At 65.0% G+C, this 14,037-nt stretch carries 13 protein-coding genes and 1 tRNA gene; 9 read left to right on the top strand and 5 right to left on the bottom strand.

Going from position 1 to position 14,037, the window contains the following annotated elements; genetic code table 11:
* Position 1 precedes the first annotated feature (1 nt).
* On the top strand, positions 2 to 766 hold the full coding sequence (locus WKW80_RS15690; protein WP_340364498.1) for an ABC transporter ATP-binding protein: 765 nt from the start codon (positions 2 to 4) through the stop codon (positions 764 to 766).
* Between the two features lie 209 nt (positions 767 to 975).
* Here the strand turns inward: WKW80_RS15690 and WKW80_RS15685 are convergent, their stop codons facing one another.
* Both WKW80_RS15685 and WKW80_RS15680 read right to left on the bottom strand, forming a co-directional pair.
* Entirely contained in the window at positions 976 to 1,941 is a 966-nt protein-coding gene (locus WKW80_RS15685; RefSeq protein WP_340364497.1) for a Bug family tripartite tricarboxylate transporter substrate binding protein, read from the bottom strand.
* Between the two features lie 103 nt (positions 1,942 to 2,044).
* The gene (locus tag WKW80_RS15680) at positions 2,045 to 3,109 is read right to left on the bottom strand and encodes a CDP-6-deoxy-delta-3,4-glucoseen reductase (RefSeq protein ID WP_340364496.1); all 1,065 of its coding nucleotides are present in this window, start codon (positions 3,107 to 3,109) and stop codon (positions 2,045 to 2,047) included.
* 35 nt (positions 3,110 to 3,144) lie between these two features.
* Here WKW80_RS15680 and WKW80_RS15675 point away from each other — a divergent pair, with 35 nt between their 5' ends.
* Positions 3,145 to 4,083 (top strand): NAD-dependent epimerase/dehydratase family protein, encoded by a 939-nt coding sequence (locus tag WKW80_RS15675; RefSeq protein WP_340364495.1) that lies wholly within the window; start codon positions 3,145 to 3,147, stop codon positions 4,081 to 4,083.
* Between the two features lie 31 nt (positions 4,084 to 4,114).
* Here WKW80_RS15675 and WKW80_RS15670 read toward each other — a convergent pair.
* Positions 4,115 to 4,199 (bottom strand) — tRNA-Leu (locus tag WKW80_RS15670).
* A 40-nt stretch (positions 4,200 to 4,239) separates the two neighbouring features.
* On the opposite strand from WKW80_RS15670, the gene cysM reads away from it, so the two are divergent.
* The 5 genes from cysM (at position 4,240) to WKW80_RS15645 (ending at position 8,208) form a co-directional block, all read left to right on the top strand.
* Entirely contained in the window at positions 4,240 to 5,142 is a 903-nt protein-coding gene (gene cysM / locus WKW80_RS15665; protein ID WP_340364494.1) for a cysteine synthase CysM, read from the top strand.
* A gap of 9 nt (positions 5,143 to 5,151) precedes the next feature.
* On the top strand, positions 5,152 to 5,697 hold the full coding sequence (locus WKW80_RS15660) for an NUDIX domain-containing protein (protein ID WP_340364493.1): 546 nt from the start codon (positions 5,152 to 5,154) through the stop codon (positions 5,695 to 5,697).
* A gap of 25 nt (positions 5,698 to 5,722) precedes the next feature.
* Entirely contained in the window at positions 5,723 to 5,950 is a 228-nt protein-coding gene (locus WKW80_RS15655) for a sulfurtransferase TusA family protein (protein ID WP_340364492.1), read from the top strand.
* An 83-nt stretch (positions 5,951 to 6,033) separates the two neighbouring features.
* Positions 6,034 to 7,137, top strand: coding sequence for an SGNH/GDSL hydrolase family protein (locus WKW80_RS15650; RefSeq protein ID WP_340364602.1), 1,104 nt, complete (start codon positions 6,034 to 6,036; stop codon positions 7,135 to 7,137).
* 33 nt (positions 7,138 to 7,170) lie between these two features.
* Positions 7,171 to 8,208: an SGNH/GDSL hydrolase family protein gene (locus tag WKW80_RS15645; RefSeq protein WP_340364491.1), complete on the top strand. Its 1,038-nt coding sequence runs from the start codon at positions 7,171 to 7,173 to the stop codon at positions 8,206 to 8,208.
* A gap of 219 nt (positions 8,209 to 8,427) precedes the next feature.
* On the opposite strand, the gene galU is transcribed toward WKW80_RS15645, so the two are convergent.
* On the bottom strand, positions 8,428 to 9,318 hold the full coding sequence (gene galU, locus WKW80_RS15640; RefSeq protein ID WP_340364490.1) for a UTP--glucose-1-phosphate uridylyltransferase GalU: 891 nt from the start codon (positions 9,316 to 9,318) through the stop codon (positions 8,428 to 8,430).
* A 63-nt stretch (positions 9,319 to 9,381) separates the two neighbouring features.
* Complete coding sequence (locus WKW80_RS15635) at positions 9,382 to 12,264, bottom strand: valine--tRNA ligase (protein WP_340364489.1); 2,883 nt, start codon at positions 12,262 to 12,264, stop codon at positions 9,382 to 9,384.
* A gap of 139 nt (positions 12,265 to 12,403) precedes the next feature.
* On the opposite strand from WKW80_RS15635, the gene yaaA reads away from it, so the two are divergent.
* Positions 12,404 to 13,189 (top strand): peroxide stress protein YaaA, encoded by a 786-nt coding sequence (gene yaaA / locus WKW80_RS15630; protein ID WP_340364488.1) that lies wholly within the window; start codon positions 12,404 to 12,406, stop codon positions 13,187 to 13,189.
* Complete coding sequence (locus WKW80_RS15625) at positions 13,186 to 14,031, top strand: 2OG-Fe(II) oxygenase (RefSeq protein ID WP_340364487.1); 846 nt, start codon at positions 13,186 to 13,188, stop codon at positions 14,029 to 14,031. The genes yaaA and WKW80_RS15625 overlap by 4 nt, the downstream gene beginning before the upstream one ends.
* The last annotated feature ends 6 nt before the right edge of the window (positions 14,032 to 14,037 follow it).

Genomic DNA, 14,037 nt, shown 5'->3' with positions numbered 1-14,037 from the left:
GATGACGACCGCAGAAATGACAGCGCCGGTGGCTGCCACCGCTCGCAACGCTGGCAAGGTGCTGCTGCAAGTGCGAGGCCTGAAGGTTGCCTATGGCGGGATCCAGGCCGTCAAGGGCGTGGACTTCGAGGTGCGCGAAGGCGAACTGGTTTCGTTGATCGGCTCCAACGGCGCCGGCAAGACGACCACCATGAAGGCCGTGACCGGCACGCTGCCGGTGGTGGCGGGCGAGATCGAATTCCTCGGCCGCAACATCAAGGGCCGCGGCGCGTGGGACCTGGTGGGCGAGGGCCTGGTGATGGTGCCGGAAGGCCGTGGCGTGTTCACGCGCATGACGATCACCGAGAACCTGCAGATCGGCGCCTATTTGCGCAGCGACAAGGCGGCCATTGCCGAGGACATGGAAAAGGTGTTCACGACCTTCCCGCGCCTGCGTGAACGCAAGGACCAACTGTCCGGCACCATGTCCGGCGGCGAGCAGCAGATGCTGGCCATGGGCCGCGCGCTGATGGCGCGGCCCAAGGTGCTGCTGCTCGACGAACCCACCATGGGCTTGTCGCCGATCATGTGCGACAAGATCTTCGAGGTAGTGCAGACGGTGGCAGCGCAAGGCGTGACCATCGTGCTGGTGGAACAGAACGCAAATCGCGCGTTGCAGTTGGCCGATTGGGGCTATGTAATGGAGTCGGGATTGATCTCGATGAGCGGCGACGCGAGGGTCATGCTGACCGATCCCAAGGTTCGCGCGGCGTACCTTGGCGAGTGACGTTGCTCGCCCCCAGGCTCCGCGCTACTTCGTAGCGCTCCTCCGACCCCCCGCCGGGGGCGACACCAGCGGCCTGGAAGGATTGTTGCTCGCCCCCAGGCTCCGCGCTACTTCGTAGCGCTCCTCCCACCCCCCGCCGGGGGCGACACCAGCGGCCTGGCAGAGCCAGTTCCGCGGTATCTCACGAATGGAGTCGGGGAGGCTTGGGGTCAGTCGACTTGGGCGCCTGTGGCCTTGACGACCTTTTCGTATTTGACGAGTTCGCTCTTCATGAAATCGCCGAATCGCTCGGGCGTGGTCGGCACGGGCTCGGCCATCAGGCCGGCGAAGCGGGTCTTTGTTTCGGGCGAGTTCAATGCTGTCACGAAGGCCTGGTTCAGTTTCATGACCACGTCGTGCGGCGTGCCCGCGGGTGCGACAAGGCCCCACCAGGTGTCGATCGAGAAGCCCTTGAGCGTGTCGGCCACCGGCGGCACGTCGGGTATCGCGGCGCTGCGCTGCGCGGTGGTCACGGCAATCGCCTTGAGCTTGCCGGAGCGGATGTTCGGTGCGGCAGTCGCCAGGTTGTCGAAGTTGAAATCCACCTGGCCCGACAGCAGTGCGAGCTGTGCCGGATTGCCACCGATGTACGGAATGTGCAGCGCGAAGATGCCCGCTTCCTTCTTGAACATCTCGCCCGCCAGATGGCCGGCGCTGCCGCTGCCGCCGCTGCCGTAGTTGAGCTTGCCGGGGTTCTTCTTCGCGTAGGCAATCAGTTCGGGCAGGTTGTGGATGTTCAGGCGCTCGGCCGATTGCGCGTTCATCACGAGCACGTTGGGCACGCGGACCATCTGCGTGATGGGCGCGAAGTCGGTCGCCGCATTGAACGGCATCTTCCTGTAGAGCCACGGATTGACGGCATTGGTCGCGGTGGCCGCAATGCCGATGGTGAGGCCGTCGGGCGCTGCCTTGGCGACCATTTCGGCCCCGATATTGCCGCCGGCGCCGGGCTTGTTGTCGATGATCACCGTGCCCAGCGAATCGTGCACGCGCTCCGCCAGCGCGCGTGCCGTGACGTCGATCGGCCCGCCGGCCGCGTAGGGGACGACCAGGCGGATCGGGCGCTGCTGCGCCATGGCCGAGCCCGTGGCGAATAGCGCAACGAGGCCGGTGAGAAGGAATTGCGTGGTTTTCATGGCGGGCTTCAGAAGTGGTGAAGAAACCGTAGCGAGCACCCCGAGGTCGTGTCGAGGACCGCAGATGCGAGATCGGGGCGCGCAGCAGGTTTATTCACTGCTTCTAGGGTTGGGCCTTGTCGGCTTCGGTGGTGAATGCGTCGGCAAAGAACTCTTCCTCGGGCAGTCCCGCCTCGGCCAAATAGTCATGCTTGGCCGAATCGACCACGATGGGCGCGCCGCACGCGTAGACCTGGTAGCCCGACAGGTCCTTGATGTCTTCCAGCACCGCGCGGTGGACGAAGCCAGTGCGGCCGGTCCAGTTGTCCTCAGGAACGGCGTTGGACACCACCGGCACATAGCGCAGGTTAGGAAGCTCGGCCAGGTAGTCGCGTACCCAGTCGTCCATGTAGAGGTCTTCGGGACGGCGGCCGCCCCAGTAGAGCGTGGCCGGCCGCTCGATGGCCTTGAACCTCATGTGCTCGAGCAGTGCCTTGATCGGCGCGAAACCGGTGCCGGAGGCCAGCAGCACGATGGGTTTGCCGGAATCCTCGCGCAGGAAAAAGCTGCCGTAAGGCCCTTCGATGCGAAGGATTTCCTTTTCCTTCATCGCGCCGAACACATGGTCGGTGAACTTGCCGCCGGGCAGGTGCCGGATATGCAGTTCGAGCCCGGTGCCGGGCTGGCCCAACGTGTGCGGCGCGTTGGCCATCGAATAGCTGCGGCGGGCGCCGTCGCGCAGGATAAATTCGACGTACTGCCCCGCATGAAACTGCAGCGGCTCGCCGGCCGGCAGTTGCAGGCGCAGCAACACCACGTCATGCGATTTTTTCTGCAGTGCCAGCACGCGTGCGGGCATCTTGCGGATCGGATGCGCGCCGGCCTCGGTGACCTGACGCGATTCGAGCACCACGTCGGTCTTCGCATGGGCGCGGCAGGTCAGGATATAGCCCTTGAGTTCTTCTTCAGCACTCAGGGCCTTGCTCTGGTGTGCGTCGAGCGTGACTTCGCCCGAGAGTTTCTTGCACTTGCACGAGCCGCAGGCGCCGTCCTTGCAGCCGTATGGCAGGCCCACGCCGAGGCGGATGGCGGCCGCAAGGATCGATTCGTCGGCATGTGCCGTGAAGTGGCGGCCGCTGGGCTCGACGGTGATGTGAAAGCCCGTCTCGTGTGGGGCTGCGCTCGTCATTGGGTATTCTCGGAATCGCGAAAAGGAACCGGATTTTGCCCTCAAACCAGAGCCCCCTCGGCGCGCTGCCCGCGCGCTTCCGCCGTGAACGCGTACTGATCGTCGGTTGCGGCGACGTCGGCCTGCGCGCGGCGAATGCGTTGCGAGGGCGGGTCCAGTTGATGGCACTGACGTCTTCGCCGGGCAAGTTGCAGCGATTGCGCGATGCGGGGGTGAAGCCGGTCATCGGGAACCTCGATGCGCCGGACACCTTGCGGCGGCTGGCCGGCATTGCCAAGCGGGTGCTGCATCTTGCGCCGCCCGCGCGGGAAGAAGGCGCGCAGTGGTGGCGCGATGCGCGTACCACTGCGCTCGTGCGCGCGCTGGCGCGGCGCTCCTTGCCCTCGGTGCTCGTCTATGGTTCGACCAGCGGCGTGTATGGAGATTGCGGCGGCGCGCGCGTCACCGAGGCGCGGCCGGTGCGGCCCGGTACGGCCCGCGCGCACCGCCGGGTCGATGCCGAACGGGCCGTGCGGTGGTTCGGGCGCATGGGACCGGCCGTTCGCGTCTTGCGCATTCCTGGCATCTATGCGCCCGACCGCGAAGGCGGAACGCCGCGCGAACGGCTCATGAAAGGCCTGCCGGTGCTGAGGCGCGAGGACGATGTCTACACCAACCATATCCACGCAGATGACCTGGCGCGCGCTTGTGTGGTGGCGCTCTGGCGTGGCGGCTCGCAACGCGTGTTCCATGTGAACGACGACAGCGGCATCTTGATGGGCGACTACGTCGACCTGGCGGCGGATCTCTTCGGCATGGCGCGCCCGCCGCGAATTGCACGCGACGACGCGCAGCGAGACTTGCCGCCACAGTTGCTCAGCTTCATGGGCGAATCGCGCCGACTCGACAACGGCCGCATGAAGCACGAACTGCGCGTGCGCCTGCGCTATCCGACCGTGGAAAGCGGGTTGCGCAGCGATGAAGGGGCTGGATGACTTGCCAGCGCGCCAGCGTGGATGCGGCGGGTGGTGCCCGGGGCCGGAATCGAACCGGCACACCTTTCGGTGGGGGATTTTGAGTCCCCTGCGTCTACCAATTTCACCACCCGGGCAACAAGAAGTGCAGCCTGAAATTATGGCACAGTGATCCCCATGAATTACCCGACGATCGAAGACGCCATCGGCAAAACGCCGCTGGTTGCATTGCGGCGCATCGATGCCGCCGAAAACGACAAGCGCGGCAACGTGATCCTCGGCAAGCTCGAAGGCAACAACCCGGCCGGCTCGGTGAAAGACCGTCCGGCGCTCTCGATGATCAAGCGCGCCGAGGAGCGCGGCGAGATCAAGCCTGGCGACACCTTGATCGAGGCCACTTCGGGCAACACCGGCATCGCACTCGCGATGGCCGCGGCCATCAGGGGCTACCGCATGGTGCTGATCATGCCGGAGGACCTCTCGGTCGAACGCGCGCAGACGATGAAAGCGTTCGGCGCCGAACTCATCCTCACGCCCAAGAGCGGCGGCATGGAATACGCACGCGACCTGGCCGATCGCATGGTGGCGCAGGGCAAGGGCAGGGTGCTCGACCAGTTCGCCAACCCCGACAACCCGCGCATCCATTACGAAACCACCGGCCCCGAGATCTGGGCCGACACCGGCGGGCGTATCACGCACTTCGTGAGCGCGATGGGCACGACCGGCACCATCACCGGCGTCTCGCACTTCCTGAAGGAAAAAAATCCTGCGATCCGGATCGTCGGCGCGCAACCCGAAGAGGGGTCGCGCATTCCGGGTATCCGCAAGTGGCCGGAGGCTTATCTGCCGAAGATCTACGACCCGAGCCGCGTCGACCAGGTCGTCAACGTCAGCCAGGACGACGCCGAGGACATGTGCCGGCGCCTGGCGCGCGAAGAGGGCATCTTCGGCGGCATCTCCGCCGCGGGCGCGCTGTGGGTTGCACTTGAAATTGCCAGGACCGTGACCAACGCCACCATCGTCTTCGTCGTCTGCGACCGGGGCGACCGCTACCTGTCGACCGGTGTCTTCCCTGCCTGATGAAACACCATGCCTGATCCGAAATTTTGCCCTGCCTGCGCGACTCCGCTCGAATGGATCGCGCTCCACGAAGACGGCGGCCCGAAATCGCGCCTGCGCTGCCCGGCCTGCGGGCACACGCATTGGAACAACCCGACACCGGTGCTTGCCGCAATCATCGAGTACCGCGGCCAGGTGCTGCTCGCGCGCAATGCAGCGTGGCCGAACAAGATGTATGCGCTGATCACCGGCTTCATGGAGGCCGGTGAAACGCCACAGGAAGGCATTGCGCGCGAGATCAAGGAAGAGACCAACCTCGAAGCGAGTGCGCTCAACCTGGTCGGCGTGTACGACTTCCAACGCATGAACCAGGTCATCATCGCCTACCACGCGATAGCCGATGGCGAGGTGAGCCTGTCGCCCGAACTGGTCGACTATCGCCTCTACGACCTGCCCGATCTCAAGTGCTGGCCGGCCGGAACGGGCTATGCGTTGGCCGACTGGTTGCGTACGCGCGGCCACGAGCCCACCTTCCTCGAATGGCCGAAGCCTGTGAATCCGGCGCCGGCTACCTAAAATTCGCGATCAATCAAGGATTCGCATGCATATTCACAAAGAGCTCGATACCCGCGGCCTCAACTGCCCGTTGCCGATCCTCAAGGCGAAGAAGGCGCTCAACGAACTTGCAAGCGGCCAATTGCTGAGGGTCGTGTCGACCGACGCCGGGTCGGTGCGCGACTTCCAGGCCTTTTCCCGCCAGACCGGAAATGATCTGGTAGAGCAGCAGACGCACGGCGACGATTTCATCCACGTGCTGCGGCGACGGTGAATCTACCTGGTTGGTGCAATGGGCAGTCGGCAAAGCTGGGTCGGCATCAGATGAAGCTGCCAAGTGACGCACGGCTGTTGATCGTGCGCCTGCGTGCGTTGGTATTCATCGCCCTGGCGATCGGTATGGCGACACTGCTCGGTCTGGTGGCATGGCCGGACGATTTGCCCACGGGCGCAGTCCATCACCCGGTGACTTCGGCGATTTCCGTGGCGGTGATCGGCGATTCGGGGAGCCAGTCATACCAGGACAAGATCACTTTCCCGCCGGGGAGCAGAGAGCGCGGCGGCGCACTGCGCGAGCGAACTTTCCAATGGACCGAGGTGCTGGTCCGTTTGCGCGGCACGGAAGTCGACCTGGGGCCCTGGGTGCGTTGGGGACGCCTGGGCCTGGTCGCATGGCTGCGCGATCTGATTGGCCTGGGTGGTGGGCGTGCACCGGAGAAAGAGGACTATCTCTACAACTTTGCCAATTCGGGTGCGAGTTGCAAACACATCATGGGCGAGCGCTTCGGGCAGCGCTACCGGCAGGTTCCGCGGCTGCTCGCGCTGATGAACGAAGACCCCGAACGATGGCGTCGCGGCGTCGTGGTGATCGCCATGGGAACCAACGACTGGAATGGCCTGCTGGACGTGCAGGCGCGCAATCCCACCGCGCCTGAAATTCGTGCCGCTGTCGACTACTGCCGTGAACAGATCGAACTGGCGATCGAGACCATCCACGCCGTGCATCCGTCGACCCGTGTGCTGGTGGTCGGTGGCGGCAATCAGGCGGACGATCCTTCCACTTTCAACGGGTACCGCAGCATCGGTGCGACGGCAAATATCAACCATGCGGTGGATGAGTTCGACGATGCGCTGCGCAGTATTGCCGCACGCGATCCGAAGCGCGTCGGCTTTGTCGATTTCGGTGCCTGGTTCAAGCAACGATGGGGCGCGCGCAGGTTGAATGGCGTACCTGCCTATCGCCGCGTTTCGATTGGATCCCTTCAGGTTTCGAACACGTCTGGCGACGGACTCGAAAACGCCTGGCTCAGCGATGGGCATGCGGGCACCGCGATGAATGCGTTGTGGGCTCAATATCTCATCGGACGCCTGCGCGAAATATCTGGAGCGCAGTTAACGCCCATCAGCGACGAGGAGGTGATCCGCTTCGTGGTGGGTGATGAAGCACCTTCACGGCCTTGAGGACTCGCGAACTTGGCTTTCTGGAGCGATGGCATGGCTGATGATTCGCCGAGTTCCGGCAGGGCTGCCGCGCCCGCTGGGTCGATTCCGATGGCCGTCATCGGAGACTCCAACAGCCACTCCTACCGGGACAGCATCAGCTTTCCCCCCGGCTCCCGGGAGCGCGGCGGTGCGCTGCGCGGCCGCAACCTCCAGTGGGTTGAAATCGTCGCGCGGATGCGCGGAGGGCAACTCGATCCGGGGCCGTGGGTGGCATGGGGACGCTCCGGCAACGTGGCATGGTTGAGGGAATCGATCGGCCTGTCGGCCGGTCGTGCGCCGCGCAAGGAAGACTATCTCTACAACTTCGCCAATTCGGGCGCGGCCTGCAAGCACCTGATGGGCGACCGGCTCGGTCAACGCTTCCGTCAGGTACCTCGGCTCGTGGCGTTGATGGACAAGGACCGCCCGCGCTGGCGAAACGGTGTCGTGGTGATCCGCATGGGCCACAATGACTGCGTCGCCATGCTCGACGTGCAGGCACGTGATCCGGCGTCGCCCGAACTCAAGGCGACGACCGACTACTGCGTCAGCCAGATCGAGGCGGCGATCGGGCTTATCCACTCGCGGCATCCGGCAACGCGCATCATGGTCGTCGGCGTGCACAGTGAATTGGACTATCCGAGGTGGTTCAGCCTGTACCGTTCCGCGCGCGAAACGACAAATGTCCAGACGGCGAACGTCGCCTTCAATTGTGCGCTGCGCAAGCTGACAAGCAGCGATCCGCGCATTGCCTGGTTCGATGATTCCTCCTGGATTGCCGAGCGCTGGGGCACGCGGAGCGCGGAAGGTGAACCGGTCTACAAGACGGTGAATATCGGCACGGTGCTCCGGGTGACCAACACGGCTGGCGATGACCTGGCCAACGCGCAGATGGCAGACGACCATGCCGGCCTCGCGTGGAACGCAATGTGGGCGCAGTCCATCGTTGCGCGCCTGAAAGACGCCTTCGACCTGCCGCTGACGCCGATCAGCGACGAGGAACTAGAGCGCTTCATCGCCTCGCAGGTCGACCAGATCAGTGCGCCATGACGCTGGAGCGCATGAAGCCAGGACGGGCACTCCGAGTCTTTTCGTGGGCACCCGCGGAACCGGCTTTGCCGGGCCGCTGGGGGTGCCCCCTCGAGGGGGAGGCGCCGAAGGCGCTTCGGGGGTGGTTCACTTCCCCCGCGGAACCGGCTTTGCCGGGCCGCTGGGTGCGCCCCCTCGAGGGGCCTCGAGGGGGAGGCGCCGCAGGCGCTTCGGGGTGCTTCAACCTAGCGCCAGGCCCTTGAGGTACTCGCGAAACTGGCTGCCGACTTCGGGATGGGCCAATGCCAGCTCGACGGTCGCTTGCAGGAAGCCTTCCTTGCTGCCGCAGTCGTAGCGGGTGCCCTTGTAGGCGTATGCGTAGACCGATTCGTTCTTCAGCAGCGCGGCAATGCCGTCGGTCAACTGGATTTCGCCGCCGGCGCCGGTGGGCTGGTTGCGGATGTGGTTGAACACGGCTGGCGTGAGGATGTAGCGGCCGGCCACGCCGAGGCGCGAAGGCGCATCTTCGGGCTTGGGCTTCTCGACCATGCGCGTGACCTTGGTGAGCCCGGCGTCGACAGGGTCGCCGGCCACGATGCCGTAGCGCCGGACCTGGTCGAGCGGCACTTCCTGCACCGCGAGCAGCGAGCTTTGCAGCGTGGCGAAGGCGCGTGTCATCTGTGCAAGCACCGGCTCGCCGCCGGGCGGACCGACCATCAGGTCATCCGCGAGCAGGACCGCGAAGGGTTCGTCGCCGACCAGATGCTCTGCGCAGAGCACGGCATGGCCCAGGCCCAGCATGCGCGGCTGGCGCACGTAGGAGCAGGTCATGTCGTCGGGCATGACAGAGCGCGCGATGTTGAGCAAAGCGAGCTTGTTGCTGGCCTCGAGCTGGCTTTCGAGCTCATAGGCCGTGTCGTAGTGGTCCTCGATAGCGCGCTTGTTGCGGCCGGTGACGAAGATCATGTCCCGGATGCCTGCCGCGTAGGCCTCTTCGACGGCGTACTGGATCAGCGGCTTGTCGACCACCGGCAGCATTTCCTTCGGCTGGGCCTTGGTGGCGGGCAGGAAGCGGGTGCCGAAGCCCGCTACGGGGAAGACGGCCTTGCGGATGAACGTCGAAGAAGGCATGAGTCGAGTAGGGGAGTGATGTGACAGTGGACGGATGTTATGTGCCCCAGGCGACCCGGCGTGTCAGCCGAGGCGCTGAAGCTGATCTTGCAGTCGGGCAAGCATCGCGCTGAAATCAACGAGCCGCTTGCGCTCCTGCTCGATCACCGCGGGCGGGGCTTTCGCCACGAAGGATTCGTTGCCGAGCTTGCCATGCACCTTGGCGATTTCGCCTTCGATGCGTGCTGTCTCCTTGCCGATGCGTGCCTTTTCCGCGCCCTTGTCGATCTCCATGTGGAGGCAGAAGCGCACCGCACCGGCCACTGCAACAGGCGCGGCCTCGGCGGCGGCGGACCAGGCGGCTTCGTCGTCGAACAGCTTCACTTCCTTGAGCTTGGCCAGCGCCTGCAGCACGGGCGCGGCATCGCGGATGAAGGCCGCTTCTTGCGCGTTGTCGGCCACGGCGTAGAGCGGAAGGCGCGTGGCCGGCGACACGTTCATTTCGCCGCGCAGCGTGCGGCAGGCGTCGACCAGTTGCTTGAGCTTGGCGATGTGCGCTTCGGCCGCTTCGTCGATCTTCCCGGGTTGCGATTGCGGGTAGGCCGCGATCATGACCGACTCTCCACCGCGGCCGGCGACCGGCGCGACCTTTTGCCACAGCTCTTCGGTGATGAACGGGATCACCGGATGGGCGAGGCGCAGCAGCGCTTCGAGCACGCGGATCAAGGTGCGGCGTGTCGCGCGCTGCTGGGAGTCGTTGCCGTTCTGCAGTTGCACCTTGGCGATCTCGAGGTACCAGTCGCAGAACTCGTCCCAGGCGAATTGGTAGATCGCGCTGGACACGTTGTCGAGGCGGTATTCCTCGAAGCCCTTCGCGACGGCGGCTTCGACGCGCTGCAGTTGCGAGGTGATCCAGTAGTCGGCCTTGCTGAACGTGAGGTAGCCGTGGGCCGGGCCGCCGACCGCGCATTCTTCCTTGGTGTGTTCCCTGAGTCCGCAGTCCCGGCCTTCGCAATTCATCAGCACGAAGCGCGTGGCGTTCCAGAGCTTGTTGCAGAAATTGCGGTAGCCCTCGCAGCGCTTCGGGTCGAAGTTGATGCTGCGGCCGAGCGAAGCCAGCGAGGCGAAGGTGAAGCGCATCGCATCGGCGCCGAAGGCCGGAATGCCCTCCGGAAATTCCTTCTGCGTGTTCTTGCGCACCTGCGGCGCGGTCTCGGGCCTGCGCAGGCCCTGCGTGCGCTTGTCGAGCAGTTCGGGCAGCGCGATGCCGTCGATCAGGTCGACCGGGTCGAGCACGTTGCCTTCGGACTTGCTCATCTTGTGGCCGTGCGAATCGCGCACCACGCCGTGGATGTAGACGTGGTGGAACGGCACGCGGCCGGTGAAGTGCCTGGTCATCATGATCATCCGGGCGACCCAGAAGAAGATGATGTCGTAGCCCGTGACGAGCACGGAGGAAGGCAGGTAGAGGTTGTAGTCGGAGGCGGGCGAATTGTCGACCTCGGGCCAGCCCATGGTCGAGAACGGCACGAGCGCCGACGAGTACCAGGTATCAAGCACGTCTTCGTCGCGCGTGAGCGTCTTGCCTGGCGCCTTGGCCTGCGCATCGGCCTCGCTGCGCGCCACGTAGACCTTGCCGTCCTCGTCGTACCACGCGGGGATCTGGTGGCCCCACCAGAGCTGGCGGCTGATGCACCAGTCCTGGATGTTGTTCATCCACTGGTTGTAGGTGTTGATCCAGTTCTCAGGCACGAAGCGCACTTCGCCGGACTGCACCGCGTCGATGGCCTTCTGCGCAATCGACTGGCCCGTGGCGTCGGGCTTGCTCATCGCGACGAACCACTGGTCGGTCAGCATGGGCTCGATGATCGCGCCGGTGCGCGTGCATCGCGGGACCATGAGCTTGTGCTTGACCGTGTCGACCAGCAGGCCGAGCGCTTCGAGATCGGCCACGACGGCCTTGCGCGCGACGAAGCGGTCGAGGCCGCGGTACTTCTCGGGTGCGTTTTCGTTGACGGTGGCGTCGAGGGTCAGCACGCCGATCATCGGCAGCTTGTGGCGCTGGCCGACGGCGTAGTCGTTGTTGTCGTGCGCGGGCGTGACCTTGACCACGCCGGTGCCGAATTCCTTGTCGACGTATTCGTCGGCGATCACCGGGATCAGCCGGTCGACCAGCGGCAGCTTCACGTTCTTGCCGATGAGGTGCCTGTAGCGCTCGTCTTCCGGGTGGACCATCACGGCCGTGTCGCCGAGCATGGTTTCGGGCCGCGTCGTCGCGACGGTGAGCTTGCCCGAGCCGTCTTCGAGCGGATACGCGATGTGCCAGAGAAAGCCGTTCTCTTCCTCGCTCTCGACTTCGAGATCGCTCACGGCGGTCTTCAGCACCGGATCCCAGTTCACGAGGCGTTTGCCGCGGTAGATCAGGCCTTCGTCATAGAGCTTGACGAAGGTGTCGGTCACGACCTTCGACAGCTTGTCGTCCATCGTGAAGTACTCGCGGCTCCAGTCGACTGTGTCGCCGAGGCGGCGCATCTGGCGAGTGATGGTGTCGCCGGATTGTTCCTTCCATTCCCAGACGCGCGCGACGAAGTTCTTGCGGCCGAGTTCGTGGCGGTCGAGCTTCTGCTCCTGCAACTGGCGCTCGACCACGATCTGCGTGGCGATGCCCGCATGGTCCGTGCCCGGTACCCAGACCGTGTTGTCGCCCTTCATGCGGTGGTAGCGCGTGAAGCTGTCCATGATCGTGTGGTTGAACGCATGGCCCATGTGCAGCGTGCCGGTCACGTTGGGCGGCGGCAACTGGATCGAGAAGGCTGGCGCCCCTGCCTTCGGCGCCTGCGTACCGCGGTAGCCGGCCCTGGCATAGCCGCGTCGCTCCCACTCCGGCCCCCAGTTCGCTTCCAGCGCGGCGGGTTCGAAGGATTTGGACAGGCTGTCGAGGCCCGGTTGAAGCAGGGTGTCGCTCATGGCGGAGGTGCAGGCGGTGCAAAGAACGAACGGCATCCCGCAGGACGCCGTCGGGGGGTGAGGGGAAAGCCCGCGATTTTATTCGACCGGCGCAACGTCGCGTGCGATCGGGATTCGGGGCGGCCCCGATAATTCCGCGATGCTTTTCCTGCTGTCCCCTGCCAAGTCCCTGGATTACGAAACCCCCGTCCTGGCCGACCTCCCCGCCACCAAGCCCGTGTTCGAAGGACCGAAGGGTCCTTCCTCGGAATTGATCTCCATCCTGAGGGAGAAGTCGCCGCAGCAGATCGCGGTGTTGATGAATCTGTCGGACAAGCTTTCCGCCCTCAATGTCGCGCGCTACGCTGCCTGGGCCCACAAGAGCGGCGCCAGGAACGCGAAGCAGGCGGCGCTGGCCTTCGACGGCGACGTCTACGGCGGCCTCGACGCGAAGACGCTCACGACGAGGCAGCTCGACTGGGCGCAGGAGCACATCGTGATCCTCAGCGGGCTCTACGGCGTGTTGCGGCCGCTGGACCGGCTGCAGCCCTATCGCCTCGAAATGGGCACGGCGCTGGCCAATCGCCACGGTAATAACCTCTACGACTTCTGGGGCAGCCGAATCTCCGAATATCTGAACGAGCGCGCCGCTGCCGATCGCACGCCGGTGGTCATCAACCTCGCGTCGATCGAATACTTCAAGTCGGTTGACCGCAAGGCGTTGAAGGCCCGCGTCGTCGAATGCGTGTTCGAGGATTGGAAGGGCGACCGCTACAAGGTCATCAGTTTCTTTGCCAAGCGCGCACGCGGCCTGATGGCGCGCTGGGCGGTATTGCACAAGGCCGCAACGCCGCAGGCGCTCGAGAAGTTCGACCTGGAGGGCTACCGCTTCGATGCGGCTGCGTCGAAGCCTCAACGCATGGTGTTCCGGAGGAAAGTCCAATGAGTGGCGGTCAAACCATCAGTCCCGAACTGCGCGCGTGGATGGTCGCGCAACTGGCTGCGGGCCATTCGGTTTCCGCATTGAAGCAGTCGATGCGCGACGCCGGCTGGCATGACGACGTGGCCGATGCCGCGCTGTCCGAACTCGGCCCGCTGGCGCCCGGCGTCACGACGGCCCCCGCACCGCCGCGCGAAATGCCCGGGCCCGACCTGAGCGCGGCGCCACTGGAGATCGATGCCGACGGCCGCAAAGTGACGGTGCTGCAGACCATGAAGAACCCGCGAGTGGTGGTGTTCGGCAACCTGCTGTCGGACGACGAATGCGAAGGTCTCATTGCCGCTGCGCGCGAGCGGCTGGCGCGCTCGCTCACGGTCGAGACCAGGACCGGTGGCGAGGTGCTGAACATCGACCGCACCAGCGACGGCATGTTCTTCGAGCGCGGTGAGAACGCCATCGTCGCGCGGCTCGAATCGCGCATCGCTTCGCTGCTGAAATGGCCGATCGAATTCGGGGAGGGCCTGCAGATCCTGCGCTACAGCCCCGGTGCGCAGTACCGCCCGCACTACGACTACTTCGACCCCGGCGAGCCCGGCACGCCGACCATCCTGCGGCGCGGCGGCCAGCGCGTGGCCACGCTGGTGATGTACCTGCAGTCGCCGGAGCAGGGCGGGGCGACGACCTTTCCGGATGTGGGTCTCGAAGTGGCGCCGGTGCGCGGCACCGGCGTGTTCTTCAGCTACGACCGACCCGACCCGGCCACGAAATCATTGCATGGCGGCGCACCCGTCTTGTCCGGCGAAAAATGGGTGGCCACCAAGTGGCTGCGCGAACGCGAATTCACCTGAATCCTC

The sequence above is a fragment of the Variovorax humicola genome (genome assembly GCF_037889915.1).
Classification (GTDB): Bacteria; Pseudomonadota; Gammaproteobacteria; order Burkholderiales; family Burkholderiaceae_C; genus Variovorax; species Variovorax humicola.
The sequence above is the reverse complement of the archived record's forward strand: the minus strand, read 5'-3'. Positions and strand labels throughout refer to the sequence as shown.

What these genes read in the sequence shown, in the direction of transcription:
- WKW80_RS15690 (WP_340364498.1), top strand. Translation starts at nt 2, where the DNA reads ATGACGACCGCAGAAATGACAGCGCCGGTGGCTGCCACCGCTCGCAAC.
- WKW80_RS15685 (WP_340364497.1), bottom strand. Translation starts at nt 1,941, where the DNA reads ATGAAAACCACGCAATTCCTTCTCACCGGCCTCGTTGCGCTATTCGCC.
- WKW80_RS15680 (WP_340364496.1), bottom strand. Translation starts at nt 3,109, where the DNA reads ATGACGAGCGCAGCCCCACACGAGACGGGCTTTCACATCACCGTCGAG.
- cysM (WP_340364494.1), top strand. Translation starts at nt 4,240, where the DNA reads ATGAATTACCCGACGATCGAAGACGCCATCGGCAAAACGCCGCTGGTT.
- WKW80_RS15660 (WP_340364493.1), top strand. Translation starts at nt 5,152, where the DNA reads ATGCCTGATCCGAAATTTTGCCCTGCCTGCGCGACTCCGCTCGAATGG.
- WKW80_RS15655 (WP_340364492.1), top strand. Translation starts at nt 5,723, where the DNA reads ATGCATATTCACAAAGAGCTCGATACCCGCGGCCTCAACTGCCCGTTG.
- WKW80_RS15645 (WP_340364491.1), top strand. Translation starts at nt 7,171, where the DNA reads ATGGCTGATGATTCGCCGAGTTCCGGCAGGGCTGCCGCGCCCGCTGGG.
- galU (WP_340364490.1), bottom strand. Translation starts at nt 9,318, where the DNA reads ATGCCTTCTTCGACGTTCATCCGCAAGGCCGTCTTCCCCGTAGCGGGC.
- WKW80_RS15635 (WP_340364489.1), bottom strand. Translation starts at nt 12,264, where the DNA reads ATGAGCGACACCCTGCTTCAACCGGGCCTCGACAGCCTGTCCAAATCC.
- yaaA (WP_340364488.1), top strand. Translation starts at nt 12,404, where the DNA reads ATGCTTTTCCTGCTGTCCCCTGCCAAGTCCCTGGATTACGAAACCCCC.
- WKW80_RS15625 (WP_340364487.1), top strand. Translation starts at nt 13,186, where the DNA reads ATGAGTGGCGGTCAAACCATCAGTCCCGAACTGCGCGCGTGGATGGTC.